The sequence below is a fragment of the Salinicola sp. RZ23 genome, assembly GCF_003206675.1.
Lineage (GTDB): Bacteria > Pseudomonadota > Gammaproteobacteria > Pseudomonadales > Halomonadaceae > Salinicola > Salinicola endophyticus.
Genome location: NZ_PZJK01000001.1, coordinates 122,309 through 148,490, shown reverse-complemented (window position 1 = coordinate 148,490; position 26,182 = coordinate 122,309). Strand labels below are relative to the sequence as shown.

Below are 26,182 nucleotides of genomic sequence, written 5' to 3'. Positions count from 1 at the left end.
CGAGGCGGCCCGCTCCCGGAGGAGACGGGCCGCACCGCTTACCAGGTCTGAGTGGACTTGAACGACTCGAGACCCGACTTGAGACCCTTCTGGATCTCGTCGTCGTAGCCGCCGCTTGAGTTGATCTTGTCGAGCAGGTCGGCGTGCTCGGACTTCATGTAGTCCTGCAGGGCACGCTCGAAATCGAGGACCTTGTCGACCGCGACATCGTCCAGATAGCCTTCGTTGGCGGCGTACAGCGTCAGCGCCATCTGAGCCACGGACATCGGCGAGTACTGCTTCTGCTTCATCAGTTCGGTGACGCGCTGGCCGTGCTCGAGCTGCTTGCGGGTCGCCTCGTCGAGGTCGGAAGCGAACTGCGAGAACGCCGCCAGCTCACGGTACTGGGCCAGCGCCAGACGCACACCGCCGCCGAGCTTCTTGATGATCTTGGTCTGGGCCGAACCACCCACACGGGAGACCGAGAGACCGGCGTTGATGGCCGGACGGATACCCGAGTTGAACAGGCCGGTCTCGAGGAAGATCTGGCCGTCGGTGATCGAGATCACGTTGGTGGGAACGAACGCCGAGACGTCGCCACCCTGGGTCTCGATGATCGGCAGCGCGGTCAGCGAGCCGGTCTTGCCCTTCACTTCACCATTGGTGAACTTCTCGACGTACTCGGCGTTGACGCGCGCGGCGCGCTCGAGCAGACGCGAGTGGAGGTAGAAGACGTCACCCGGATAGGCTTCACGGCCCGGCGGACGGCGCAGCAGCAGCGAGATCTGACGGTAAGCGACGGCCTGCTTGGAGAGGTCGTCGTAGACGATCAGCGCATCTTCGCCACGGTCGCGGAAGTACTCGCCCATGGTGCAGCCGGCGTAGGGCGCCAGGTACTGCATGGCGGCCGGATCGGCGGCACCGGCGGCGACCACGATGGTGTGGTCCATGGCGCCGTGCTCTTCGAGCTTGCGCACCACGTTGGCGATGGTCGACTGCTTCTGACCGATCGCGACGTAGATACAGGTGACCCCGGTGCCCTTCTGGTTGATGATCGTGTCGATCGCCACCGCAGACTTACCGATCTGACGGTCACCGATGATCAGCTCACGCTGGCCGCGACCGATCGGCACCATGGCGTCGATCGACTTGAGGCCGGTCTGCACCGGCTGGTCGACCGACTGACGGGTGATGACGCCCGGAGCGACCTTCTCGATCGCGTCGGTCAGGCTCGTCTCGATATCGCCCTTGCCGTCGATCGGGTTGCCCAGCGCATCGACCACGCGGCCGACCAGCTCCGGACCCACCGGCACTTCGAGGATACGACCGGTGCACTGCGCGGTCATGCCCTCTTCGAGCCCGAGGTAGTCACCCAGGACCACGGCGCCGACGCTGTCGCGCTCGAGGTTGAGCGCCATGCCGTAGACGCCACCGGGGAATTCGATCATCTCGCCGAGCATCGCATCGGCCAGGCCGTGGATGCGGACGATGCCGTCAGCGACGCTGACGACGGTGCCCTGATTACGGGCTTCGGAGGCGACATCCAGCTTGTCGATACGCTGTTTGATGATGTCGCTGATCTCGGAAGGATTCAGTTGCTGCATGCCATGTCCCTCGAACTCAAGCGGTGAGCGCTTCGCGCAGGCGCTGCAATCGACCGCGTACCGACCCGTCGATGACGGTGTCGCCGGTACGCAGGATCACGCCGCCCAACAGCTCGCGGTCCACCTGAGTGGTAATGGAGATTTCACGATTCAGACGCTTCTTCAGAGCCTCGGCGAGAACGTTCTGCTGCGCTTCGTCCAGGTCGAAGGCGGAGACGATGGTGACGTCGACCCGCTTCTCTTCCTGGGCGCGCAGCGCCTCGAACTCCTCGAAGATGTCGGGCAGCGCGGCCAGACGACCCTTCTCGCCGACGAGGTGCAGAAAGTTCTGCACGCTCGCGTCGTTCAGGTCGTCGCCGCACACTTCCAGCAGCAGCCGGGTCTTGTCCGCGGCGGTCAGCCGCGGATTGCCCAGCACACGCTCACCGACATCCGCGTTCCCGGCCACCTGCGCGGCCAGGGCAAGACTCTGAGACCACGCTTGAAGCGCCTGCTTGTCGCGCGCGAACTCGAACGCCGCCTTGGCGTAGGGTCGTGCAACGGTTTCGCTAGACGTTTGAGCCATGGTGCGCCTCCTTAGAGCTCGGCAGCGAGCTTGTCGACGAGCTCACGATGCTTCGACTCGTCGATGGAGGATTCCAGGATGCGCTCGGCGCCGGCCACAGCCAGCAGCGCCACCTGGGCACGCAGCTCTTCCTTCGCGCGATTGATCTCCTGATCGATTTCGCTGCGAGCGCCTGCAATGATGCGCTCGCCTTCCGCCCGCGCATTGTCACGGGCCTCTTCGACGATCTGATTGGCCCGCTTGTTGGCCTGTTCGAGGATCTGCTGCGCCTGCTCCTTGCTCTCCTTCAGCGTCTCTTCGGCTTTTTCCTGAGCCACTTCGAGATCGCGGGTAGCACGGCTGGCCGCATCCAGACCGTCGGCGATCTTCTTCTGTCGTTCCTGCAGCGCCTGCATGACCGGCGGCCATACATACTTCATGCAGAACCAGACGAAGACCGCAAAGGCAATGGCCTGACCAATCAGTGTAAGGTTCAGATTCACGCCAGCACCTCTCGCGTCACAAGTTTGGGGTTAAGGTCACCGCGGCCACACGGGCCGTAGACGGCGACGTTAACCGACAAACGGATTGGCGAAGGTGAAGAACAGTGCGATACCCACGCCGATCATGGTCACGGCGTCGAGCAGACCAGCGACGATGAACATCTTGACCTGCAGCTGCGGGATCATCTCCGGCTGGCGCGCGGCGCCTTCCAGGAACTTGCCACCCAGAATACCGAAACCGATGGCGGTACCCAGTGCGCCGAGGCCGATCAGCAGAGAAACGGCAATCGCGGTCATGCCCAGAACTTGTGCTTCCATGGTTGTCTCCAGTTTTCAGTCAGTCTTGCAGTCGAGTTTACGGGTTAGGGGTTGAAGGAAACGCGTCTCAATGCTGCTCTTCGGTCGCCATGCTGAGATAGACGATGGTGAGCATCATGAAGATGAATGCCTGCAGCGTGATGATCAGGATGTGGAACACCGCCCACGGGAAGTGCAGCGGCAGCTGCCACAGTCCGATCATCGCGATCAGGATGAAGATCAACTCACCGGCGTAGAGGTTACCGAAGAGTCGCAACGCCAGAGAGACCGGTTTGGCCAGAAGGGTGACGAGCTCAAGCAGAAGATTGACCGGAATCAACAGGATCTGGGCGAATTTGTTGGGCGTGTTGAACGGATGCAGGGTCAGCTCGGCGATGAAGCCGGAGAGGCCCTTGGTACGAATCGAATAGAAAATGATCAGCGCAAAGACCGACAGCGACATGCCGAAGGTGGCGTTGACGTCGGTGGTCGGCACGACCTTGAAGTAGACGTGCGCCGGATCGGCGCCGAACCAGGCACCGACCTTCTGGGCCAGCATCGGCAGGAAGTCCACCGGCACCAGGTCCATCAGGTTCATCAGGAAGATCCAGCAGAAGATGGTCAGCGCCAACGGGGCGACCAGCTTGCTCTTGCCGTGGAAGGTCTCGCGCACCGAACCGTCGACGAACTCGACCATCATCTCGACGAAGTTCTGCAGCCCGGTGGGCACGCCGGTGCTCGCACGCTTGGCGACCAGGCGGAACAGATAGAGGAACAGCACCCCCAACCCGATGGACCACCCCATGGTGTCGACATGGATCGCCCAGAAGCCCATTTCACGGGCTTCTGCGGCAGAGTGCGCCAGCGACCAGCCATGCTCCGGATGCAGACCGAAGGTCATGTTCTGCAGGTGGTGCTGAATGTACTCCGTACTCGTCGGGTTGTTGCCAGCCATGGTTCAGCCTCGAGATTGAATGTGTGACGGACGGCGCAGTAGCCAGGGCCCCAGCCACTGCAGCAGCAGCGTCAGCACATAAGCGCCAAAGAAGAAAGCGGGGTTTGAGGGGGGCACGGCCACGAACACCAGCGTAAACAGTGCCGCCGTCAAACCGAACTTGCCGGCCTCGGCGTGGTAGAAGCTTTTGACGATGTATCGCGCCTGCCCCGCTCCCTGATAGCGGAAGGCGCGCCAAGCGAAGAAGGCACTGGGCACGGCCGCGACGAGCCCACCGCACAAGAGCGATAGCGCCACGCCCTGCCCCAGGACGCCCCAGGCGATCAGGGCCATGCCCATCACGCCGCCGAACTGCACGAGAATCATCGCCGCGATGCGCGGTCTGGGAAGCCTGGCCGGTGCCGTTGGTTGCATGGCGTCGGTCTCGCCGTTGATTCTGAATGCGTATTTTGTCGTCGCTGCGTTCGGCGTGCGCCTGGCAAACCTCGGCGGATTATAGAGAAGCGGCCATGCCGCATCAACCGAACCTGCACCGATCTGAGGCGTCTTGCGCGAAAAACGATCACGAAAAGTGCGCAAATTCCATTATCGCGCTAAACGTTTTCGCCCCGAAGCGCTCCGCCACCAGGTTGGGCTCAGCGAATGTGCCCGAGAATACCGTCGAGCTCGTCGAGACTGGTGTAGCGAATGGTGACCCGCCCCTTGCCGGAGGCGTTGTGATGAATCTTGACCGGGGCGCCGAGCAGGTCGGCGAGACGATTCTCGAGCCGCCCCACATCCGCCGGCGGGCGTTTGTCGTCGGGCTTCTTGCGTCCCTCGGCGATCTGTTTGACCAGCGCCTCGGTCTGACGCACGGTGAGCTCCCGCGACACCACCTCGTGGGCCGCCTGGCGCTGCTTGGCCGCGGAGAGGCTGAGCAGGGCGCGGGCGTGGCCCATGTCGAGATCGCCACGCTCGAGCAGCGTCTGCACGTGGGGGTCCAGCGCCAGCAGGCGCAGCAGGTTGGCGACCTGGGCACGCGAGCGGCCGACCGCATCGGCGACCTGCTGCTGGGTCAGCTCGAACTCCTCGAGCAGACGCTTGAGCGCCATCGCCTCCTCGACCGGGTTGAGGTTCTCGCGCTGAATGTTCTCGATCAGCGCCAGCGCCAGCGCGACCTCGTCGCTGACCTCGCGAATCACCGCCGGAATGGTCTCCAGCTCGGCCAGCTGGGAGGCGCGCCAGCGCCGCTCGCCGGCGATGATCTCGTAGCGCTCGGCGCCGATCTGGCGCACCACGATCGGCTGCATCACGCCCTGGGCGCGAATCGAGTCGGCCAGCTCTTCGAGCGCTTCCGGCTGGATATCGCGGCGCGGCTGGTACTTGCCTCGGGTGAGCTGACGCAGCGGCAGGCGTTCGAGCCGCTCACCGCCGCCCTCGCCCGCCGGCAGCGCCTGGGCCGGCGCAGCGTCGTCGGCAGCGACAGCGCTCTCCGTCGCGCCACCGTCGCGGCGCCGGGCGCTGGAACCGATCAGGGCATCTAGCCCGCGTCCCAGCGGGCGTTTGCGCGTCGTCATGGCGTGTTCCTCACAGAGATCATCATTACAGCGCCAGGCGGCGAATCAGTTCCTTGGCCAGCACGCGATGCGCCTGGCTGCCCCGCGACAGGCGGGCGTACTTGGTGACCGGCAGGCCGTGGCTGGGCGCTTCGGCGACGCGCACGTTGCGCGGAATGGTGGCCTTGAGCAGCGAGTCGCCGAAATATTGACCGAGCTGCTTGCTGACGTCCCGCGTCAGGCTGTTGCGCGGGTCGAACATGGTGCGCACGATGCCGAAGATCTCGAGATTGGGGTTCACGCTCTCCTGGATCTGTTCGACGGTATCGAGCAGCGCCGAGAGCCCTTCGAGGGCGTAGAACTCGCACTGCACCGGGATCAGCACGCCGTTGGCCGCGGTCAGGGCGTTGACGGTGAGCATGTTGAGCGAGGGCGGGCAGTCGATGATCACCACGTCGTAGTCCGAGGCCACGCTGTCGATCGCCTGGGTCAGCACCCGCTCACGACCGTCGCGGTCGAGCAGGTCGACCTCGGCGGCGGTGAGATCGCCATTGCCCGGCAGCAGCGCATAGCCCGCCACGGCGCAGTCGACGATCACCTCGGCGGCGCTCTTGTCGCCCAGCAGAACGTCGAGCACGCTGCCGTCGAGATCGTGCTTGTCGACACCGCTGCCCATGGTGGCGTGGCCCTGAGGGTCGAGATCGATCAGCAGCACCCGGCGATCGAGCGCCGCCAGGCAGGCCGCCAGATTGACCGCGGTGGTGGTCTTGCCGACGCCGCCCTTCTGATTGGTCAAGGCGATGATTCTGGTCACTGGCGACTCCCTTCGTCGAAACTGCAGCGCGGCGGCGGTGACGCCGTCGCTATCGATCGCCGTGTGCGGCGCGGCGCAGCCGCAGCAGCTGGCGTTCGGCCCCATCGAGCCCCGGCACCTCGAGCGCCTGGCGGCTCTCGATGATCACCTCGGCGGGCAGCGCCTCGCGCTCGTCCGCCTCGAGGCCACCCTTCATCGCCAGCCACTCGCCGTCGGCGGCCAGCAGCGGCTCGGTCAAGCCGACAAAATCGCCCAAGGCGGCAAAGGCGCGCGAGATGATCTGGTCGTACTCGCCGCTGAAGGCCTCCACCCGGTGCTGCGCGCAGGTGACGTTGTCGAGTCCCAGCTCCATCACCGCCTGGCGCTGGAAGCGGACCTTCTTGCCGTTGCTGTCGAGCAGTGTGACCGCCAGCTGCGGATCGAGGATCGCCAGTACCAGACCCGGGAAACCGGGGCCGGCGCCGACGTCCAGCAGCCGCGGCCCGCGCACCGCGAAGGCCACGCTGGCGCTGTCGAGCAGATGCCGCGAGACCATGGCCTCGGGCTCGCGCACTGCGGTGAGGTTATAGGCGCGGTTCCACTTGTGCAACAGCCCCAGCAGAGCCAACAGCCGCTGCCGCTGGGCGGCGTCGACGGCCACCTCGAGCGCCGCCAGGCCCTGGTCGAGAGTGCGTTCGCAGGCTGGGGTCATGCACGCAGCGCCTGGCTGTCGTCGATCAGGCGACGTTTCTTGAGATGGATCAGCAGAATCGATACCGCCGCCGGGGTGACCCCGGAGATGCGCCCGGCCTGGCCCAGGGTCTGCGGCCGTGCCTGTTCGAGCTTCTGGCGAATCTCATGCGAGAGCCCCTCGACCTTGGCGTAATCCAGCGCCTCCGGAAGCGGCGTCGCCTCGTGGCGCTTGAGCCGGTCGATCTCTTCCTGCTGACGCGCGATGTAGCCTTCGTACTTGGCTTCGATCTGCACCTGCTCGGCGACCGTCTCGTCGCTCTCCGCCTCGCCCTTGAGCGGGGCCACGTCAGCGTAGGTGAGCTCCGGACGCTTGAGCAGATCCATCAGGTTGTACTCCCGCGCCAGCGGCTGCTCGAGCTTGGTCGCAAGGGCATCGGCGGCGGGCGTGCCGGGCTGGATCCAGGTCGAGCGCAGCCGCTCGCTCTCGCGAGCGATGCGTTCACGCTTGGTCTCGAACGCTGCCCAGCGCGGGTCGTCGACCAGGCCGAGTTCGCGCCCGGCTGCGGTCAGGCGCAGGTCGGCGTTGTCCTCGCGCAGCAGCAGCCGATACTCGGCACGCGAGGTGAACATGCGGTAGGGCTCCTGGGTGCCCATGCTGATCAGGTCATCCACCAGCACGCCGAGATAGGCCTCATCGCGGCGCGGCCACCAGGCGGATTCGTCGCGTGACCGGCGCGCGGCGTTGATGCCCGCCAGCAGCCCCTGGGCGCCGGCCTCCTCGTAACCTGTGGTGCCATTGATCTGGCCGGCGAAAAACAGGTTGTGGATAAATTTCGTTTCCAGGGAGTGCTTGAGATCCCGCGGATCGAAGAAGTCGTACTCAATGGCATAGCCGGGGCGCGTGATGTGCGCGTTCTCCAGCCCCTCGATCGAGCGCACCACCTGCAGTTGGACGTCGAACGGCAGCGAGGTCGAGATGCCATTGGGGTAGAGCTCGTGGGTGTCCAGCCCCTCGGGCTCGATGAACACCTGGTGGCTCGACTTGTCGGCGAAGCGGTGGACCTTGTCCTCGATCGACGGGCAGTAGCGCGGCCCAACGCCGCCGATCACGCCGGAGTACATTGGCGAGCGGTCGAGATTGGCGAAGATGATCTCGTGGGTCCGGGTGTTGGTGTGCGCGATATGGCAATCGACCTGGCGCGGATGCTGCTCGCGGCTGCCCAGGTAGGACATCACCGGCAGCGGCGTATCGCCGGGCTGGCGCTCGAGCCTGGAGAAATCGACGCTCTTGGCATCGATTCGCGGCGGCGTGCCGGTTTTCAGCCGATCGACCCGGAACGGCAGGGCGCGCAGACGCTGGGCCAGGGCATTGGCCGGCGGATCGCCGGCGCGGCCGCCGGCGTGATGATCGAGACCGATATGGATCACACCGCCGAGGAAGGTGCCGGTGCACAGCACCACGGCGTCCGCCATGAAGCGGATGCCGGTCTGGGTGACCACGCCGGTGACCCGATCGTTATCCACAACCAGATCGTCGACCCCCTGCTGAAACAGGGTCAGGTTGGGCTGGTTTTCCAGCAGCGAGCGAATGGCTGCCTTGTAGCGCACACGGTCGGCCTGGGCACGAGTTGCCCGCACCGCCGGCCCCTTGCGTGAGTTGAGTACGCGAAACTGGATGCCGGCGAGATCGGTCGCGGTGGCCATGGCACCGCCGAGCGCATCGATCTCCTTGACCAGATGACTCTTGCCGATGCCACCGATGGCCGGGTTGCACGACATCTGCCCCAGCGTCTCGATGTTGTGTGTCAGCAGCAGGGTGCGTGCACCGCTGCGGGCCGCTGCCAGCGCGGCTTCGGTGCCGGCGTGGCCGCCACCGATGACGATGACCTGAAAGCGGTCGGGGTACTCCACAGTCCACCTCGTTGAGTGCTCGAACCGGCACCCGACAGTGAATGAATCTTGAAAACGGCTGCCCGGCGAGATTGTTGACTCAAAGTCAAAGATCCCGCCGACAGCGGCGACCGGAGTCGCGAAAGCCGCCCAGTATAAACGTCCTGTGGGTAACCGTCAGGGGTTTTCCACACCTCTCGACCTCCGCCAGCCAGGTCACAAGGTCATTACTAAAAAATAAAGAAATATAGAAAAGAAGTTCTGTAGTGATGGTTACTACTGGTGTGGACATATTTTGTGGACAAGGGACTTTTCCCTAAAGAAAACATTCACTTGGATTGTTATTGGATGTATTGAAAAGGGCTTAGGAGTCTGCTGACAGACAGCGCTGAAGCTGTGGACGAAAAGCGTCGTTATACACAGCGCCAGCTACCCAGCGCTTGTCCACCGCTGCATACGCCTGCTGTCACCGTGACGGTCCCCAACGCGGGCATTGCGCTGGAGGACACGGCAGAGGCGGGCTGCGTCGAGATAGGCTGAAAAACTATCCACAGGCGAAAAAAACCGCTTGGGATAACCTTTCTGGCGCTATCGCGGGCAGATCTAGAGACGATTCGAAGGTGATTCGGGGGTGATGCCGGGAGGAATCCGGTGCTCAGGGCGGGGAAAAGGGGGGCATGACGCGAAGACAGAGCGGCGACAGGAACCGCAGCCAGCCAGGCGCGCGTGAGAGACGCTCGAAGCTAGCGCGAACGGGCCACCGTCGAGGTGGCCGCGTTTGCGCCGAGTGGGGGCGGGCTCAGTGCTTGAGCACGCGGGAAAGGAAGGCGCGGGTACGCTCGTTTTGGGGATCATCGAAGACGGCCTCCGGCGTTCCCTGCTCGACGATCTCGCCGCCATGGACGAATACCACACGGTCGGCGACCTCGCGTGCGAAGCCCATTTCGTGGGTCACGATCATCATGGTCATGCCGTCCTTGGCCAGCTCGCGCATGGCATCCAGCACTTCGCCGATCATCTCCGGATCCAGCGCTGAGGTCGGCTCGTCGAACAGCATCAGCCGTGGTTCCATGGCCAGTGCCCGGGCCAGCGCCACGCGCTGCTGCTGACCGCCGGAGAGCTGGCTGGGGTACTTGTCGGCCTGGTCGGAGATTCCCACGCGCTCGAGCAGACGCTCGGCGGTGGTGTTGGCCTGCCGGCGCGACCAGCCACGCACCTTGCGCGGGGCCAGGGTCACGTTGTCGCGAATCGACAGATGAGGGAACAGGTTGAACTGCTGGAACACCATGCCCACTTCGGTGCGTACCGCCTGCAGCGACTTGCCGCTGGCGCCGTGGGGGGCCAGGGTCTTGCCATCGACCTCGATGCGTCCGGACTGGAACGGCTCCAGCCCGTTGACGCAGCGAATCAGGGTCGACTTGCCCGAGCCGCTGGCACCGATGATCACCACCACTTCGCCCGGGGCCACGCTCAGGTCGATGTCGCGCATCACGTGCAGCTCGCCGAAGTGCTTGTTGACCTTGTCGAGGCGCACGATCGGCGGCGCATCCCGCTGGATCTGCTTGTCGTCGTTCATCCCACCAGCCCCTTGCGTTCGAGCAGACTCAGAGCCATCGACAGGCTCAGGGTGATCGCCAGGTAGAGCAGCGCGATCATGAAATAGACCTCCAGCGCGGTGAAGGTCTGGGCGATGTAGACCTGGCCCTGGCGCACCAGCTCACCGACCCCGATCACCGAGAACAGCGAGGTGTCCTTGATGCTGACGATGCCCTGATTGCCGAGGGCGGGGATCATGCGCCGCAGCGCCTGGGGCCAGATGATGTACTGAAAGGTCTGGGTCGCGGAGAGGCCCAGCGACAGCCCCGCCTCGCGCTGGCCGCGTTCGATCGACTGCACGCCGCCGCGCACGATCTCCGAGATATAGGCCCCGGCATTGAGCGCGATGGCGGCGATCCCCGCAGTGATCGCGGGGATCGGCCCGCCCAGCAGGGTCGGCAGCCCGTAGAAGATGAACAGCACCTGGACCAGCACCGGGGTGCCGCGGAACACTTCGATATAGAAGACGGCGGGGTAGCGCAGCCAGCGGCTGGGGGCGATGCGCATCAGACCGAAGAGCATGCCGATGACGAAACCGATGGCCAGGCCACCGAAGGAGATCAGCAGGGTGTAGGGCACACCCTTGAGCAGATAGGGCAGGGAGGCGATCGCCGCCTGCCAGTCGAACTGAAAATGCAGGTCCACGAAAGAGGTCTCCGTCGAGCGGACGCCAGCGACGGCCGACGCCGTTGCCACGCCGCGATATCAGGGCCCGAAGGCAGCGGGCCGGAACGGTGTCCGGCCCGCTCGGGCTGCAGCGTTACTTGGCGTCCGGCGCCTTGCCGAACCACTTCTCGTAGATCTCGTCGTAGCTGCCGTCCTGATGCATGGCGGCGAGCGCCTTGTTGACCGGCTCGACCCAGTCGCTGTCCTTGGCCAGGGCGATGCCGTACTGCTGACCTTCGTAGAGCGGACCGACCGTCTCGACCCGGCCCTTGCCCTTGGTCTGGGCGAAGTAGCCGACGTTGGGGGCGTCGTAGAAGACGGCGTCGACATTGCCGCCCATCAGTGCCATGTACATGTCGGCGCTGCCCGGGTAGGGCGTGATCTCGGCCTTGTCGCCGAGCTGCTGCTTGAGGAAGTCGTAGCTGGTGGAGCCGATCTTGGTCCCGATGCGCTTGCCGGCGAGATCATCGAGTGTCTTCACCTCGCTACCGTCCTTGACCAGGATGCGCAGCCCCGAGTCGTAGTAGGGATCGCTGAAGTCGACGATCTTCTGGCGCTCGTCGGTGATGGTGATGCCGGCGATGGCCAGATCGACGTTACCGGTCTGCACTGCGGGGATGATGCCGTTGAAATCCATGGTCTTGAGATCGACGTCGAAGCCGGCGCGATCGGCCACTTCTTGCAGGATATCCATGTCGAACCCGACCATCTTGCCGGTGTCCTGATCCATCATCTCGAACGGCACGAAGCTGGGATCGGTGACGGCCTTGAGCGTGGTCTGCTGGGCGTTGGCGATACCGCAGACGCCGAATGAGAGCGCCAGGGCGGAGAGGGCCAGCGTCTTGCGGAGGCGAGCGTTGTTTTTCATGTTGACCTCAAGTGGTTGATTGAAAAAAACAATCACTCACTACCTTGAGGAGGTATGGGGCTAGCGTCAAGTGAGACGATGGGCGCGCGGCGGCGGGTGCCGCCGCGTCGGTTCACACCGAGAAGGAGGCGCCGCAGCCGCAGGTGGATTGGGCGTTGGGGTTCTTGACCAGGAAACGCGCCCCGGCCAGGCCTTCTTCATAGTCGACGGTGGAGCCGACCAGATACTGATAGGAGAGCGCATCCACCACCAGGCTGACACCGTCGTTGTCGATCACGGTGTCATCCTCGGCAAGCTGATCGGCGAGATCGAAACCGTACTGGAAGCCGGAACAGCCGCCGCCGGTGACATAGACCCGCAGCTTGAGGTCGGGGTTGTTCTCCGCCGCGATCAGCGCCTTGACCCGCCGGGCGGCGGCGTCGGTGAAGAACATCGGGGTGGGAGCGAAGGACTCCACTGTACTCATCGTCACGTTCCCTGAGTGTCGGGGGTGCCGACCTCGTCGGTGGAAGGGTTGCGCAGGCCATATGGCCCGTCTATAGGGCCATTATCGTTAATACCCAGTAAAAGGGTCAACTTTGGCGCTGCCGGCCGCGTCGGGTATGCGCCCATCGCCGAACAGGCGCTAGCGTGTATGATGTTCTGACCGCCTAACGCTCGCACGGTGGCACCGATAACAGAGCGGGCACAGGTCTGGAGTTTCAAGGAGAGCGGTTTGCGCATGCCGAGGTTCGCTCTGCGACGTCTGAGTCTCGATCGTTTCCGCAGCCAGTTGGCGAGCGTCGATGCCATGCCTCAGCTGTGCCTGCTGGGTATCTTCGCCGGCATTCTCACCGGCAGTGTGATGGTGCTGTTCCGCCTGCTGCTCAAGCTCGGCGCCTTTTTCTTCATGCCTGGTGGTAACCCGGAGGCGTTCGAAGCGCTGCCGCCGCCGATCCGTGCACTGCTGCCGCTGATCGCGGTGTGCCTGATCGGCGTCTGGCTGTGGCCGCAGCCCAGCCGTGCGCTGAAGATGGGGATCGGTCACGTGATCGAACGCCTTGCCTATCAGCAGGGAAAGATGCCGCTGCGCAACTGGATCAACCAGTGGTGGGTCGGGGTGATCTCGGTCATCGGCGGGCTCTCCGCCGGCCGTGAGGGGCCGGCGATCCATCTCGGCTCGGCCGCCTCGAGCTGGATCGGCTCACGTCTGCGCCTGCCCCACAACAGCCTGCGCGTGCTGGTGGGCTGCGGTACCGCGGCCGGTATCTCGGCATCCTTCAATACGCCCATCGCCGGTGTCATCTTCGCCATGGAAGTGGTGATGATGGAGTACACCATCGCCGGCTTCATGCCGGTGATTCTCGCCTCGACCATGGGCGCGCTGGTGTCGTGGGGGGTCTACGGCGCTGAGCCTGCATTCAGCGTGCCGCCCTTGCAGCTCTCTTCGCTGATGGATCTGCCCGGCATCGTGCTCACCGCGCTGGTGGTGGGGCTGCTGGCGGGGGGCTTCGTGCGTCTCGCCCAGGGCCACCCCGCGGTGACCCGGTTGCCGTTCGCCCTGCGTCTGGCGCTTATCGGCGGGCTGACGGCGCTTGCGGCCTGGTGGTATCCCCAGGTCCAGGGAATCGGCTACGACAGCATCGACCGCATGCTCAACGCCAGCGTGACCCTCGATGTCCTGCTGGCCCTCGCCGTGGTCAAGCTGGCGCTGACCGCCATCTGCATGGCCGGCGGCGTGTCGGTGGGCATCATCGGCCCGCTGCTGGTCTCGGGGGCGGCGACCGGCGCGCTGATGGGGGCGCTGGGTGCCATGCTGTGGCCAAGCGTGGTCGATACCCCGGCGCTCTACGCGGTGCTGGGCATGGCAGCAATGATGGCTGCGGCGCTGCAGGCGCCCCTGGCGGCGCTGCTGGCGCTGCTCGAACTGACCCGCAATACCGAGATCATGCTCCCCGGCATGCTGGCGGTGGTGGTGGCGGTAATGACCGCGCGCCAGCTCTGCGGCTGTCAGGGTTTCTTCATGTCGCATCTGGCCCAGCAGGGGCTGCACCCGCTGCAGCAGCCGCTGATGCAGGCGCTGTCGCGGGTCGCGGTGCCGGCCGTGATGGAGCGCAATCTGGCGCGCACGCCGCGGGTGATCGACCACGACCGCGCCAAGTCGCTGCTCGATGCCAAGCCGACCTGGTTGATCATCATCCAGGACGACAAGGCGAAGCCGCCGCTGGCGCTGAAGGCGGCCAACCTGGCGCGGGTGCTGCACGACGACGCCTGGCTGGCCGAGCATCCGCAGATCGATCTGGAGGAGGTGCCGGGGCAGCGCCTGGAGCTGGCCCCGGTGCACCTGGAGGCGACGCTGTCGGAAGCCTACGATACCCTTAATGAATCCGGGGTGGAGGCGCTCTATGTCGAGCACACCACGGCGCCGATGATCCGCAAGATTTCCGGTATCATCACCCGCGAAGCGATCGAGAATTATTATCGGCGCAAGCGCTGAGCGCAGCAGTTTCCAGACACAGCGCAGGCGGATAGTGAGTGAAGAGGAGAGCACGCATGCGACGATCGATTGGCTACCTCGACACTACCGCGAAGGCCCCCATGAGCGGGTGCGGGAGGGGCAGATGATCCGTTACGACGACAAGCCCGTGGTGCTGGTGCTGGCGGGGCACGATCCCAGCGGCGGCGCCGGACTGGTGGCGGATGCCGAGGCGGTGCGCGGCTGCGGCGGCTGGCCGGTCACCATCCCCACCGCGATGACCGTGCAGTCGACCCGCGACGTGCTCGCGGTCGAGCCGTGCAGTGGCGACTTCATCCGTCGCGCTGCGCGGGCACTGTTCGAAGATTTCCGCATTGCTGCGATCAAGGTGGGGCTGATCCCCGACGCCGAGGTGCTGGCGGCGGTGATCGATGTGGCGCGCATGCGCCCGGGCATTCCGCTGATCGTCGATCCGGTGATCGCCAGCGGTGGCGGCACTGAGTTATCCACACCCGGTCTGGCCGCTGACGTCCGCAGCCGCCTGCTACCCCTTGTGGATATCCTGACTCCCAATCGGCGCGAGCTCTCGCTGCTGGCCACGCAGCCGGCGGCGGACGAGGTCGCCCAGGTGGTCGAGGTAATGTCGCTCGGCTGTGCCGCGGTGCTGGTCACCGGCACCGACCCGCTGGAGGGCGAGCCGGCGGCGGGGCACGTGGTGCACACCCTGCACACCCCGGAGCTCAACCGCCAGTGGCAGTGGCCGCGGCTGCCCGCCGACTACCACGGTTCTGGCTGCACCCTGGCCTCGGCGCTGGCCACCCGGCTCGCCGCCGGCGAAGGGCTGGCTGGCGCCTGCGCTCAGGCGCAGCGCTTCACTTGGGATACCCTCGATCATGGCCTGGCGCTGGGCCGGGGGCAGTTTCTGCCCGACCGGGTCTGGCGGGCGCCCGACTTCGATGCCACGCTGGAGTGACGATGTCGACACCGCACAGCGGCATGTCAGGGGGGCTGCCCCAGGGACTCTATGCGATCACCGACAGCCAGCTGCTGCCGGACGATCACTCGCTGCTGGCGGCCTGCGAACAGGCGCTGGCGGCGGGCGTGGTGCTGCTGCAGTACCGTGACAAGTCGGCCGATGCCGCGCGTCGCTGGCGCCAGGCCACGGCGCTGGCGGCGCTGTGCGAGCGCTTCGGGGTGACGCTGATCGTCAACGACGACCTGGCCCTGGCCGAGCGCCTGCAGCAACGCTGGGGCGGTCGGGTCGGGCTGCACCTGGGCCAGCAGGACACGCCGCTGGCGCTGGCCCGCCATCGACTGGGCGATGCGGCGATCATCGGCGCCACCTGCCATGCCTCGTTGACGCTGGCTGCTCAAGCTGCCGATGCCGGCGCCAGCTATCTCGCCTTCGGCCGCTTCTTCGCCTCGCGCACCAAGCCCGAGGCGCCGCCGGCGCCGCTCGCCGTGCTCGGCGAGGCGGCTCGCTTTGGCCTGCCGCGGGTGGCGATCGGTGGCATCGAGGCCGCCACCATCGCAACCGCCCGGGACGCCGGCGCCGAGTTGCTGGCGGTGGTCAATGCCATCTTCGCCAGCCCCGACATTGCCGCCGCGGTGCGCGCGCTCGACACCCGGCTGACTCCGATTTCCGAATTCCGTAACCGCTGATGGGTAGCAATGACGTCATGACGACATCCTCCGAACTCTTCGAACGTGCCTGCCGCCACATTCCGGGCGGCGTCAATTCTCCCGTGCGCGCCTTCAAGGGGATGTCGCGCTCGCCGATCTTCGTCGAGCGCGCCCAGGGGGCCTATCTGTTCGACGTCGAGGGCAAGCGCTACATCGACTATGTCGGCTCCTGGGGGCCGATGATCACCGGCCATGCCGATCCGGATGTGCTCGGTGCGGTGCGCGAGCGCCTCGACAGCGGGCTCTCCTTTGGCACGCCGACCGCGATCGAGACCACCATGGCCGATCTGATCTGCGAGATCATGCCGTCGATCGACATGGTGCGCATGGTCAACTCGGGCACCGAGGCGACCATGTCGGCGATCCGCCTGGCGCGTGGCTATACCGGGCGTGACAAGATCGTCAAGTTCGAGGGCAACTACCACGGCCACTCCGACTCGCTGCTGGTCAAGGCGGGCTCCGGTGCGCTGACCCATGGTGAGCCGAGCTCGCCCGGGGTACCGGCGTCGCTCGCCGAGCACACCCTGACGTTGCCCTACAACGATATCGAGGCGGTGCACGAGTGCTTCGAGTCGCTGGGCGATGAGATTGCCTGCATCATCGTCGAGCCGGTGGCCGGCAACATGAACCTGATCCCGCCGCGTCCCGGCTTCCTCGAGGCGCTGCGCGAGGTGTGCGACCGCTACGCCAGCGTGCTGATCTTCGACGAGGTGATGACCGGTTTCCGCGTTGCTCTCGGCGGGGCCCAGGCGCACTTCGGCGTGACTCCGGATCTCACCTGCCTGGGCAAGATCGTCGGCGGCGGCATGCCGGTGGGCGCGTTCGGCGGCAAGCGTGAGATCATGCAGCAGATCTCGCCGCTGGGGCCGGTCTACCAGGCGGGTACGCTGTCGGGCAATCCGCTGGCCATGGCGGCGGGCATCGCGTTGCTCGAGAAGGTGCGTCAGCCGGGCTTCCACGACGCGCTGGCGACCCGGGTCGAGACGCTCTGCGACGGGCTCGAGGCGCGCGCCAGAGAGGCCGGGGTGGGATTGATCACCCAGCGTGCCGGTGGCATGTTCGGGCTCTTCTTCACCGCCCAGCAGCGGGTCGACAACTTCGGCCAGACCATGGCCTGCGACGCCCAGGCGTTCCGCGACTTCTTCACCCGAATGCTGGAGTCCGGCGTCTATCTGGCGCCGTCGGCCTTCGAGGCCGGCTTCATGTCGAGCGCACATACGCACGACGACATCCAGACCACTTTGCTGGCCAGCGAGCAGGCGTTCGCGGCCATGGCCCGGTGAGCCGACCGCGCCGCCATCGACAGGGAGACCCGGCATGAGCCGAGCGCTGATCCAGGCACTCAAGGAGAGTGACTGCTTCGACCATCCGGTCGGTGCCATCGACGTATTCGAGACCCCCATCTCCTGGGTGGTGCTGACCGGCGATTACGCCTACAAGATCAAGAAGTCGCTGGACTACGGCACCTTCCTCGACTTCTCCAGCCTCGACAAGCGTCGACGGCTGTGCGAGCAGGAGGTCGAGCTCAACCGGCGGGTGGCGCCGGCGCTCTATCTGGGCTGTGTCGCCATCTCCGGCAGCGAGGAGGCACCGCGGGTCAATGACGACAGCGCGCCGATCGAGTACGCGGTCAAGATGCGCCAGTTCAGCAACCGCCATCTGCTGAGCTCGCTGCAGGCCAGCGGCGAGCTGTCGGTGGAACTGCTCGACGATCTGATCGACCAGCTGGTGGCGCTGCACGAGTCGGCGCCACGGATCGACGACGACAGCCCCTACGGCTCGCCGGCGCATACCCGGCAGATGCTGGTGGAGGAGTTCGAACTGATCGAGTCGCTGCTCGATCAGCAAGCGATCGGTCAGACGCCCGAGGACCGCGCCGAGCTCGAGTGCGTCAAGACGCTGACGCTGGAGAGCTTCGCCCGGCTCGAGCCGCTGCTGGCGGCGCGGCGCCGCGACGGCTTCATCCGCGAGAGTCATGGTGATATTCACCTCGGCAACGCGGTGCGCTTCGAGGGCAAGGCGATCCTGTTCAACGGCATCGAGTTCAACGAGCGCCTGCGCTGGTGCGACGTCGCCTGCGAGCTGGCGTTCCTGATCATGGATCTGGAGGCGCGCGGTGAGCGGGAATTCGCCCACCACGCGCTCAACCGCTATCTCGAGCTCTCCGGCGACTACCCGGTGGTGCGCCTGCTCGACTTCTACAAGCGCTACCGGGCGCTGCTGCGGGCGCGCATCGAGCTGATCCGCGACCACGACGCCGGGCGCATCGACGACCTTCCCGAGGGCGAGCCGCTCGAGGTGTTCCGGCGCTATCTGACGATGGCGCGGGAGTACAGCGAGTTCCGCTTCCCCTACCTGATCCTCGCCGTCGGCGTGTCGGGCAGCGGCAAGAGCCGCTTCACCGAGGAGATCGTGCGCCGTCTGGGCGGCGTGCGCATCCGCTCCGACGTCGAGCGCAAGCGCCTGTTCGATTTCAGCGCGGCCCCCGCGGACGCTGACGAGGTCTATGGCGAGGCCGCCACCGAGCAGACCTACCAGCGCCTGGCCGAGCTTGCCGGCAGCGTGCTGGAGTCGGGGCTACCGGCGTGTATCGACGCCACCTGCCTGCTGCGTGAGCAGCGCAAGCGGCTACGCTTCGAGGCCGAGCGCCGTGGGCTACCGGTATTGATGGTGAGCTTCGAGGCCGATAACGCCACCCTGCGGGCGCGCATCGTCAAGCGCGCCCGCCGCAGCGGCGAGCCATCCGAAACCAGCCTGGCGATCCTCGACCACCAGCTCGAGCGCTTCGAGCCGTTCGCCGACGACGAGATCAGTTACCTGGTGCATCTGGACACCACGGCGGCCGACGCCAACCTGACGCTGGCCTCGCTGATTCAGGAGCGCATGCGGCTCAATTGAACCGCCCGGAACCCGCCGGGGACGTCGTGCTGTCTACGTCTCCGGCGGATCGACTGGCGGGCGCTCAGCGACGTCCGTTGGCGTAGCGCGAGGCCATCACCGGAATCGTGCCCAGATTCTGGCGCGCCCAGTTGGTGGCCTGGATACGGTTGTGGACGTTGATCTTGCGGAACAGATTGTAGAGATGCGACTTCACCGTGTGCTCGCTGACGAAGAGCTTCTCGGCGATCTCGGTATTGCTGGCGCCAGAGACCAGCAGTGTCACGATCTCGAGCTCGCGTCGAGTCAGCCCGCAGACCGGACGGTAGGTATTGACCTGCTGACGGCGATAGAAGTCGATCAGCATCGCCGAGAGTGGGCGTGAAATCCACAGCTCGCCCTCGAGAAGTTTGACAATACCTTTACAGATCAACTCGAGATTGTCCTGCCGATAAAACACGCCGCGCAGATGGATGCCGATCAGCAGCTCCATGACCTGCTTGTTGTCGCGCACGTTGAAGGCCGACAGGATGATGGCCTTGTTCTCTTCGGCGCGGGTGTTCCACACCAGCAGATCCTTCTCGTTGACGTGGTCGCCGTCGAGCAACACCAGCGCACGCCTGCCTTCGGGCATCAAGAAGCGCTCCTGGGGATTGAGCGCAGAGACCCGGCAGCCGGTTTTTTGGTGGATATAGTCTAGGAATAGAACAGACTGTGAGTTACAGTCCGTTACAAGCACGATGTCGGTGGTTTCAGTGTTCATGGTCTGATCCCTTGTATCGGGTTTTTAATTAGTCTTCTACAGGTTTTGTTGTGATCCTTGGGCACTAGCCTCATGGCCGGTCTCTTAGTACCGGACGTCAATAGTGTTAATAAAACCTTTGCCTTGTAAATATAGGGCATTGAGGTTTTCGAAACGTGACACCCAGAGGTCATTTAAGCGTGCCTTAATTTTTAAAAAAACATAAAGAATTCATGTGCTTGGAAGTGCATTTTGGCAGGTGTTGGAGAAATTGCTGCTCTCTGTTGGAGAAAAAACAGCCGTGTTTGTCCGTGGCAAAATGAGGGTGTGCACGCCAACCGATGAGCTTTCTCATCCTCTCCTTCGGCGGCCCGCCAGGTGCCAGGTCAGGGAGCGCTCATACCCCCTCCCGCCAACGCTATACCCGCTTCCGTGCGGCCCGTAGAATGGAGCTTTTGGCAGGAAGACGCGCATGACCGCCACTCCACAAGATCTCGTCGTCGCCAGCGGTAACCCGGGAAAACTGGCCGAGTTTCAACAGCTTCTCGGACCGCTGGGATTGCGTGTCCGGGCCCAGGCCGAGTTCGGCGTCGATGACGTCGAAGAGACCGGCCTGACCTTCGTCGAAAATGCCCTGATCAAGGCGCGCGCCGCGGCCCGCGCCAGCGGTGGCCCTGCCCTGGCCGACGACTCCGGCTTGGCGGTGGATGCGCTCAACGGCGCCCCGGGGATCTACTCCGCGCGCTACGCCGGGGAGCCCAAGAGTGACCGCGCCAACAACGACAAGCTGTTGAGCGCGCTGCGCGAGGTGCCCGAGGGTCAGCGCGGGGCGCGCTACTGGTGCGTGCTGGTCTACCTGCGCCACGCCGACGATCCGGTGCCGATTATCGTCCAGCAGGATTGGCCGGGTGATATTCTCGCCTACCCACGGGGTGAAGGCGGTTTCGGCTACGACCCGCTGTTCTGGGTGCCGGAGTCCGGGGCAAGCGTCGCCGAGCTGAGCGCCGAGGAGAAAAATCGCCTGAGTCATCGTGGCCGTGCCCTGCAGGCGCTGATTGCGCGGCTGAAGGCGTGAGTTTGGATTTCCCTGACGCGGCAGCGCCCGGTGGTCTGCCGCCGCTGGCGCTCTATATCCATGTGCCCTGGTGCGTGCGCAAGTGCCCCTACTGCGATTTCAACTCGCACGGGGTCGGCTATGGTGCGGCCCTGCCAGAGACGGCCTATGTGGCTGCGCTGCTGGCGGATCTCGACGCCGATCTGGCGTGGGTGCAGGGGCGCGAGATCGTCAGCATCTTCATCGGCGGCGGTACCCCCAGCCTGTTCTCTCCCGAGGCTTATCATCAGCTGTTCGCCGGGCTGCGCCAGCGGCTGGTCTTTGCCGCGGATATCGAAATCACCCTGGAGGCCAACCCCGGCACCACCGAGCATGGGCGTTTCGCCGGTTACCGCGAGGCGGGAATCAATCGCCTGTCGCTCGGCGTGCAGAGCTTCCAGCCCGCACAGTTGACGGCACTCGGGCGCATCCATAGCGGTGCCGAGGCGGTTCAGGCGATGCAGCTGGCGCGCGATGCCGGGTTCGACAACGTCAATCTCGATCTGATGCACGGACTGCCGGGGCAGGATACGGCGCTGGCGCTGGCCGATATCGAGCAGGCGCTGGCGCTGGCGCCGACGCACCTCTCCTGGTATCAGCTGACCCTGGAGCCGAATACCGAATTCTTCTCGCAGCCGCCGCCGCTGCCCGACGAGGAGCGGCTGTGGGACATCCAGGATGCCGGCCACGCCCTGCTCGAGGAGGCCGGCTTCTCGCGCTATGAAATCTCCGCCTACGCCCGGCCCGGGCGCGCAGCGCGACACAATCTCAACTACTGGCGCTTCGGTGACTATCTGGGGATCGGTGCTGGCGCCCACGCCAAGCTGAGCCGGCCTGATGGTGACGGCGGGCTACGGATCGAGCGGCGCTGGAAAACGCGCCAGCCGCAGGCCTATCTGCGGCGTGCCAACGATCCGCGCGGGTTCGTCGCCGGCGGGCGTGCGGTCGATGAGGAGACGCTGCCGCTGGAGTTTCTGATGAATGCGCTACGGCTGACCCACGGCGTCGATCTCGCCGACTGGCAAAACCATACCGGGCGCGCGCTGTCTGAGTTGACGCCGCGTCTCGCCGTGGCGCGGCAGCGAGGCCTGCTGGCGGACTCGCCGTCGCGGCTGCAGGCGACGCCGCAAGGACTGTTATTCTTGAATGATCTGCTGGCACTGCTCGACGAGGCGTGACCCTCGCGAGCTGTGTCACTGCGTAACGTCGTCGTCGGTCGATCCGGCGACGCAGGGCAAGGAGCGATTCGCGCATGAAAACGATGATGAACAAGACCTGGTGGCTGGCCGTGCCGCTCGCCGTGGCCGTGGGTGTCAGCGGCTGTGCCAGCAACGACGGCTATCAGCAGCAGCAGGGCCAGCAGGAGAGCGGCAACACCAACACCTGGGGCGGCGCGGGTATCGGTGCCGTGGCCGGGGCCGTGGTCGGTGCGCTCAGCGGTCACGGCGGCAGCAGCACCCGCGATCGTGCGTTGATCGGTGCGGCCACCGGTGCCGCAATCGGTGGCGGCGTTGGTGCCTACATGGATTCCCAGGAGAAGGAGCTGCGCAATCGTCTCGACGGCACCGGTATCGGGGTCGAGCGCAACGGCAACAACCTGATCCTCAACATGCCCAGCAATGTCACCTTCGGCTTCGACTCGAGCGAGCTGCAGACCCCGGCGCGCCAGGCGCTCAACGACGTCAATGCGGTGCTGCGCGCCTATCCGGACACCCGCATCGGCGTTGCCGGCTATACCGACAGCACCGGCGCCGAGAGCTACAACCAGAAGCTTTCCGAGCGCCGGGCGCAGGCGGTGGCGAGCTACCTCGAGCAGGGCGGTGTCGCGTCCGGGCGCATCAGCGCAGTGGGTTACGGCGAGAGCCACCCGGTGGCGAGCAATGACACCGATGCCGGACGTGCCCAGAACCGTCGTGTCGAGATCACGCTGACGCCGACGAAACAGTCCTGATCACGTATCGATCGGTGGGATGACGCGGCCCCTTGGGGCCGCGTTTCACGTTCGAAGGTTCACTTCCAGATGCTCTACCGCAAGGCATCTCACTGCGAGGGGTAGCCGCCAATGCTGGCCTATCAGCACGCCTATCATGCCGGCAACTTCGCCGATGTACACAAGCACCTGGGGCTTTTTCACCTGCTCGAGGCGCTGACGCGCAAATCCTCCGCGATCAGTTTCGTCGATACCCACGCCGGACGCGGACTCTATCCGCTGGCGGCGACGGAGACGCAGAAGCTCGCCGAGTATCGTGAGGGAGTCGAGCGGCTGTGGCGGCGGCGCCAGGCGCTGGCCGCGGAGCCTGCCCTGGGCGCGTGGCTGGCACGACTGGCCACGCTGCAGACTGGCCCGGCACTGGAGCGCTACCCCGGCTCGCCGTGGTGGCTCGGCGATGCGCTACGCCTGCAGGATCGGCTGACGCTCTATGAGCTGCACCCCGGCGAGCATCAGCATCTGGACACGCAGATGTTGAGCAACGCCAACGCCCAGCGGCTCCACGCCGACGGCCTCAAGGGGCTGTGCCAGCGACTGCCGGTACCGACGCCGCGGCTGTGCGCGCTGATCGACCCGAGCTACGAGCGCAAGGAAGAGTACCGCGAGGTGGTCGACACGCTCGTACAGGTGGTGCGCAAGGTGCGCCATGCGGTGGTCATGATCTGGTATCCGCTGCTGCCGGCCGGACGTCATCTGACGCTGCTGGAAGGGCTGCGCGAGGCGCGCATTCCCAAGCTGTGGCGTAGCGAGATCACTCTACGCGAGGCCAACGCCGAGCGCGGCATGTACGGCAGCGGGCTGGTGCTGCTCAATCCGCCGTGGCAGCTCGATCAGACCCTCGACAACGCCTTCGATACGCTGGCGCCACTGCTCGCCGAGCGGGCGGTGCATCATGGGGAGTGGTGGACCGCCGAGCGCTAGGCCGTGTACGAAAATTGGCTGCGCTCGGTAATACGGCGTTAAAAATCGGCTCAAAATGCTCATTTACACATCGTAAACTCCGCTTTTTCGTCGATTTTTGCCTTGTCTTGCCTTCGCTCGCCGACTTTTTCGTGCAGACCCTAGAACACCAGGCCCGCCAATCGGCGGGCTCGGCAAGGCAGCAGCGCCTAGGTGCTGGCGCCGCTGTCGCCCTCGTCCTTGATCGCGGCGATGAACTCGTCGCCCCAGCGGCGGATATCGTTGTACTCGACGATATCGTTGAGCTGGCGCAGACGCGCCTGGGCTTCGGCGCGCGGCAGGTTGAGCCCCAGATAGCAGGTGCGCGCCAGGTCGTGCAGGTCGTGGGGGTTGGTCAGGATCGCCCCCTTCAGCTCCGCCGCCGCGCCGGCGAACTCCGACAGTACCAGCACGCCGCAGCCCTGGGTCAGCCCCTGGGTGGCGACGAACTCCTTGGCCACCAGGTTGAGCCCGTCGCGCAGCGGAGTGATCCACATCACGTCGGCCATGGCGTACCACGCCATCAGCTCCTCGAACGGGAAACCGCGGAAGTAGAACTGTACCGGCGTCCAGCCGACGTCGGCGAAGCGACCGTTGATATGGCCGATGGTCTGTTCGATCTGGGTCTGCAGCTCGTCATAGATGGTCATTTCACGCGCCGCCGGCACGCAGATGCTGACCAGAGTGACCTTGCCGCGCAGCTCCGGGTTCTCGTCGAGCAGCAGCTCGTAGGCCTTGAGCTTTTCGAGAATCCCCTTGGTGTAGTCGAGGCGTTCGACCGAGAGAATCAGCTTCATGCCCTCGAACTCGTCGCGCAGTTCGGCCATGCGCGCCTCGGCACCGTCCTGTTCCAGCGCGTTGCGAATACGCCCGAGATCCAGCCCCACCGGATGCGCGCCCAGTCTGACCACGCGGGTGCCTGTATCGATCGCCGTGGTCATGGTCTCCAGCCCCACCGCGCAGCCGTAGGTGAGAAAGCGTGGGGCGCAGTTCTGGCGCGATAGCGTGGTCAGCGGCACCACGCCGCGGGCGACGTCGACGAAGTTCTCCACCTGACGCGGGATGTGAAAGGCCACATAGTCGCACTGCAGCAGGCTGCCGACGATCTCGCGGCGCCACGGCAGCACGTTGAAGACATCCGCCGAGGGGAAGTAGGTGTGGTGGAAGAAGGCGATACGCAGGTCCGGGCGCAGCTCGCGCAGATAGGCGGGTACCATCCACAGGTTGTAGTCGTGGATCCAGATCAGGGCGCCCTCGGCGGCCTCCTCGGCGGTACGTTCGGCAAAGGCGCGGTTGACCGCGCAGTAGGTGTCCCAATCCTCCTCGCGGAAACGGGCTCGCTCCCAGAAGGTGTGCAGCGTGGGCCAGAACGCCTCCTTGGAGAAGCGCTTGTAGAAGATGTCCACCTGCTCCTTGGTCAACGCCACGCGGGCAGCGGTGAGCAGCGGATACTGCTTGGCGTCGACGCTGGTGTGAACGACGAAGTCTTCGGGCTCCTCGTCGCCCTCGTAGATCGACCAGGCGATCCACGAGCCGCGTTGGTTGGCGAAGAAGCTCTGCAGCGTCGGGATGATACCGTTGGGCGAGGTCGGGCGGCGGCGGCGGATCTTGCCGTCGACGCGATACTCCTCGTAGGGCAGACGGTGGTAGACCATCACCAGCTCGGCCTTGCCGGTATGGGCGGTATCGCGGCGATTCTCCGCCGCCAGCCCGCGTGCCCCCAGGAAGCCGAAGTGGGCGAAGGCTTCGATGATGCCGCCGCAACCGGCGGCGCTGGCGTGCATCACCTTGGGTAGCGGGCGGGTGCGCTCGAGCAGCTCGGGCTCGGCGTCGCCCACGCAGACCGCCTTGAAGCCGGCGCTCAGCATCGCCAGGTCGTTCATGGTGTCGCCGGCCACCAGCACGTCGTCGTGGGCGATATCGAGCCACTCGACCAGCTTCTGAAGGCTGGAGCCCTTGTTGACCCCCTGCGGCAGGAAGTCGAGATAGCGTCCGGCGGAGTAGAGCATCTCGCAGCCGAGCTCGTCGGCCAGCGCCGCGAGCTCGGGGCTCTCGGCCTGTTCCGGAGCGCAGTAGTAGGAACAGCGGCGGATCTGCGGCTCGTCCTGACGCACGATCTCGGGGAAGCGGCTCATCGCACTGGCGATGCGTGATTCGCCTGGCCAGCACTCGTCGATGGGGTCCTGCAGCGCCTGGATCGGCTGCAGGGTATCGCCGTGATAGAGGCTGGCGCCGACGTCGGCGACGATATAGTCGGGTTGCGGCAACGTGGGATCGGAGAGCAGCGGCAGGATCGCCTCGAGGCTGCGCCCGCTGACGTAGGCCAGCTGGATCTCCGGATGCGCGGCGATGGTCTGGTAGAGGCTCAGGCGGTCCTCCGGGGCGCCACCGAGAAAGGTACCGTCGAGATCGGTCGCTAGTAGCATGTTCTTCTCCTGCCCGGCATGGCCGGGGTGTGGTTCCCTGCAGCATACACCGGG

Annotated in this window: 25 protein-coding genes; 9 read left to right on the top strand and 16 right to left on the bottom strand. The window is 65.3% G+C overall.

All coding sequences use genetic code 11. From position 1 onward, the window contains the following. Positions 1-38: 38 nt before the first annotated feature. The 14 genes from atpA to erpA form a co-directional block, all read right to left on the bottom strand. Positions 39-1,583 carry a F0F1 ATP synthase subunit alpha gene (gene atpA, locus DOM67_RS00650; protein ID WP_110673746.1) on the bottom strand — a complete coding sequence of 515 codons (1,545 nt, stop codon included), beginning with the start codon at positions 1,581-1,583 and terminating at the stop codon, positions 39-41. Positions 1,584-1,599: 16 nt separating this feature from the next. Next, positions 1,600-2,148 carry a F0F1 ATP synthase subunit delta gene (locus DOM67_RS00645; RefSeq protein ID WP_110673745.1) on the bottom strand — a complete coding sequence of 183 codons (549 nt, stop codon included), beginning with the start codon at positions 2,146-2,148 and terminating at the stop codon, positions 1,600-1,602. An 11-nt stretch (positions 2,149-2,159) separates the two neighbouring features. After that, entirely contained in the window at positions 2,160-2,630 is a 471-nt protein-coding gene (locus DOM67_RS00640) for a F0F1 ATP synthase subunit B (protein WP_110673744.1), read from the bottom strand. Between the two features lie 69 nt (positions 2,631-2,699). Continuing rightward, positions 2,700-2,948 (bottom strand): F0F1 ATP synthase subunit C, encoded by a 249-nt coding sequence (gene atpE, locus DOM67_RS00635; RefSeq protein WP_011508579.1) that lies wholly within the window; start codon positions 2,946-2,948, stop codon positions 2,700-2,702. Between the two features lie 67 nt (positions 2,949-3,015). Continuing rightward, positions 3,016-3,882 carry a F0F1 ATP synthase subunit A gene (atpB, locus tag DOM67_RS00630; protein ID WP_110673743.1) on the bottom strand — a complete coding sequence of 289 codons (867 nt, stop codon included), beginning with the start codon at positions 3,880-3,882 and terminating at the stop codon, positions 3,016-3,018. A gap of 3 nt (positions 3,883-3,885) precedes the next feature. Continuing rightward, a complete protein-coding gene (locus DOM67_RS00625; protein ID WP_232825084.1) occupies positions 3,886-4,461 on the bottom strand; it encodes a F0F1 ATP synthase subunit I in 576 nt (191 codons plus the stop codon). 56 nt (positions 4,462-4,517) lie between these two features. After that, positions 4,518-5,438: a ParB/RepB/Spo0J family partition protein gene (locus DOM67_RS00620; RefSeq protein WP_110673741.1), complete on the bottom strand. Its 921-nt coding sequence runs from the start codon at positions 5,436-5,438 to the stop codon at positions 4,518-4,520. Between the two features lie 25 nt (positions 5,439-5,463). Next, positions 5,464-6,231: a ParA family protein gene (locus tag DOM67_RS00615; RefSeq protein ID WP_106418971.1), complete on the bottom strand. Its 768-nt coding sequence runs from the start codon at positions 6,229-6,231 to the stop codon at positions 5,464-5,466. Positions 6,232-6,280: 49 nt separating this feature from the next. Further along, positions 6,281-6,922 carry a 16S rRNA (guanine(527)-N(7))-methyltransferase RsmG gene (gene rsmG / locus DOM67_RS00610; RefSeq protein ID WP_110673740.1) on the bottom strand — a complete coding sequence of 214 codons (642 nt, stop codon included), beginning with the start codon at positions 6,920-6,922 and terminating at the stop codon, positions 6,281-6,283. Next, positions 6,919-8,814: a tRNA uridine-5-carboxymethylaminomethyl(34) synthesis enzyme MnmG gene (mnmG, locus tag DOM67_RS00605; protein WP_110673739.1), complete on the bottom strand. Its 1,896-nt coding sequence runs from the start codon at positions 8,812-8,814 to the stop codon at positions 6,919-6,921. The genes rsmG and mnmG overlap by 4 nt, the downstream gene beginning before the upstream one ends. A 778-nt stretch (positions 8,815-9,592) precedes the next feature. Further along, complete coding sequence (locus DOM67_RS00600; protein WP_110673738.1) at positions 9,593-10,369, bottom strand: amino acid ABC transporter ATP-binding protein; 777 nt, start codon at positions 10,367-10,369, stop codon at positions 9,593-9,595. Next, positions 10,366-11,034 carry an amino acid ABC transporter permease gene (locus DOM67_RS00595; RefSeq protein WP_110673737.1) on the bottom strand — a complete coding sequence of 223 codons (669 nt, stop codon included), beginning with the start codon at positions 11,032-11,034 and terminating at the stop codon, positions 10,366-10,368. Before DOM67_RS00595 ends, DOM67_RS00600 begins: the two co-directional genes overlap by 4 nt. Before the next feature lie 115 nt (positions 11,035-11,149). After that, positions 11,150-11,923 carry a transporter substrate-binding domain-containing protein gene (locus tag DOM67_RS00590; protein ID WP_110673736.1) on the bottom strand — a complete coding sequence of 258 codons (774 nt, stop codon included), beginning with the start codon at positions 11,921-11,923 and terminating at the stop codon, positions 11,150-11,152. Between the two features lie 112 nt (positions 11,924-12,035). Continuing rightward, positions 12,036-12,389 carry an iron-sulfur cluster insertion protein ErpA gene (gene erpA / locus DOM67_RS00585; protein ID WP_035473526.1) on the bottom strand — a complete coding sequence of 118 codons (354 nt, stop codon included), beginning with the start codon at positions 12,387-12,389 and terminating at the stop codon, positions 12,036-12,038. 255 nt (positions 12,390-12,644) lie between these two features. On the opposite strand from erpA, the gene DOM67_RS00580 reads away from it, so the two are divergent. The 5 genes from DOM67_RS00580 to DOM67_RS00560 all read left to right on the top strand — a co-directional run bounded on the left by DOM67_RS00580 (position 12,645) and on the right by DOM67_RS00560 (position 18,959). Next, the gene (locus tag DOM67_RS00580; RefSeq protein WP_110673735.1) at positions 12,645-14,399 is read left to right on the top strand and encodes a chloride channel protein; all 1,755 of its coding nucleotides are present in this window, start codon (positions 12,645-12,647) and stop codon (positions 14,397-14,399) included. A gap of 124 nt (positions 14,400-14,523) precedes the next feature. Further along, positions 14,524-15,351: a hydroxymethylpyrimidine/phosphomethylpyrimidine kinase gene (locus tag DOM67_RS00575; RefSeq protein ID WP_110673734.1), complete on the top strand. Its 828-nt coding sequence runs from the start codon at positions 14,524-14,526 to the stop codon at positions 15,349-15,351. A gap of 2 nt (positions 15,352-15,353) precedes the next feature. Next, on the top strand, positions 15,354-16,040 hold the full coding sequence (thiE, locus tag DOM67_RS00570) for a thiamine phosphate synthase (RefSeq protein WP_232825083.1): 687 nt from the start codon (positions 15,354-15,356) through the stop codon (positions 16,038-16,040). Between the two features lie 17 nt (positions 16,041-16,057). Beyond that, complete coding sequence (gene hemL, locus DOM67_RS00565; protein ID WP_110673993.1) at positions 16,058-17,344, top strand: glutamate-1-semialdehyde 2,1-aminomutase; 1,287 nt, start codon at positions 16,058-16,060, stop codon at positions 17,342-17,344. 34 nt (positions 17,345-17,378) lie between these two features. Beyond that, complete coding sequence (locus tag DOM67_RS00560) at positions 17,379-18,959, top strand: bifunctional aminoglycoside phosphotransferase/ATP-binding protein (protein ID WP_110673733.1); 1,581 nt, start codon at positions 17,379-17,381, stop codon at positions 18,957-18,959. Positions 18,960-19,023: 64 nt separating this feature from the next. Here the strand turns inward: DOM67_RS00560 and DOM67_RS00555 are convergent, their stop codons facing one another. Beyond that, positions 19,024-19,701 carry a LuxR C-terminal-related transcriptional regulator gene (locus DOM67_RS00555; protein WP_110673732.1) on the bottom strand — a complete coding sequence of 226 codons (678 nt, stop codon included), beginning with the start codon at positions 19,699-19,701 and terminating at the stop codon, positions 19,024-19,026. Between the two features lie 451 nt (positions 19,702-20,152). Here DOM67_RS00555 and rdgB point away from each other — a divergent pair, with 451 nt between their 5' ends. From rdgB to rlmJ, 4 genes are all read left to right on the top strand, one after another. Further along, positions 20,153-20,755, top strand: coding sequence for an RdgB/HAM1 family non-canonical purine NTP pyrophosphatase (gene rdgB / locus DOM67_RS00550; RefSeq protein WP_110673731.1), 603 nt, complete (start codon positions 20,153-20,155; stop codon positions 20,753-20,755). 2 nt (positions 20,756-20,757) lie between these two features. After that, complete coding sequence (gene hemW, locus DOM67_RS00545) at positions 20,758-21,951, top strand: radical SAM family heme chaperone HemW (protein ID WP_232825081.1); 1,194 nt, start codon at positions 20,758-20,760, stop codon at positions 21,949-21,951. Positions 21,952-22,025: 74 nt separating this feature from the next. After that, positions 22,026-22,724 (top strand): OmpA family protein, encoded by a 699-nt coding sequence (locus DOM67_RS00540; protein WP_232825080.1) that lies wholly within the window; start codon positions 22,026-22,028, stop codon positions 22,722-22,724. Between the two features lie 111 nt (positions 22,725-22,835). After that, positions 22,836-23,684: a 23S rRNA (adenine(2030)-N(6))-methyltransferase RlmJ gene (gene rlmJ / locus DOM67_RS00535; RefSeq protein WP_110673729.1), complete on the top strand. Its 849-nt coding sequence runs from the start codon at positions 22,836-22,838 to the stop codon at positions 23,682-23,684. A gap of 188 nt (positions 23,685-23,872) precedes the next feature. Here the strand turns inward: rlmJ and ggpS are convergent, their stop codons facing one another. After that, positions 23,873-26,128 (bottom strand): glucosylglycerol-phosphate synthase, encoded by a 2,256-nt coding sequence (gene ggpS, locus DOM67_RS00530; protein WP_110673728.1) that lies wholly within the window; start codon positions 26,126-26,128, stop codon positions 23,873-23,875. Positions 26,129-26,182 lie beyond the last annotated feature (54 nt).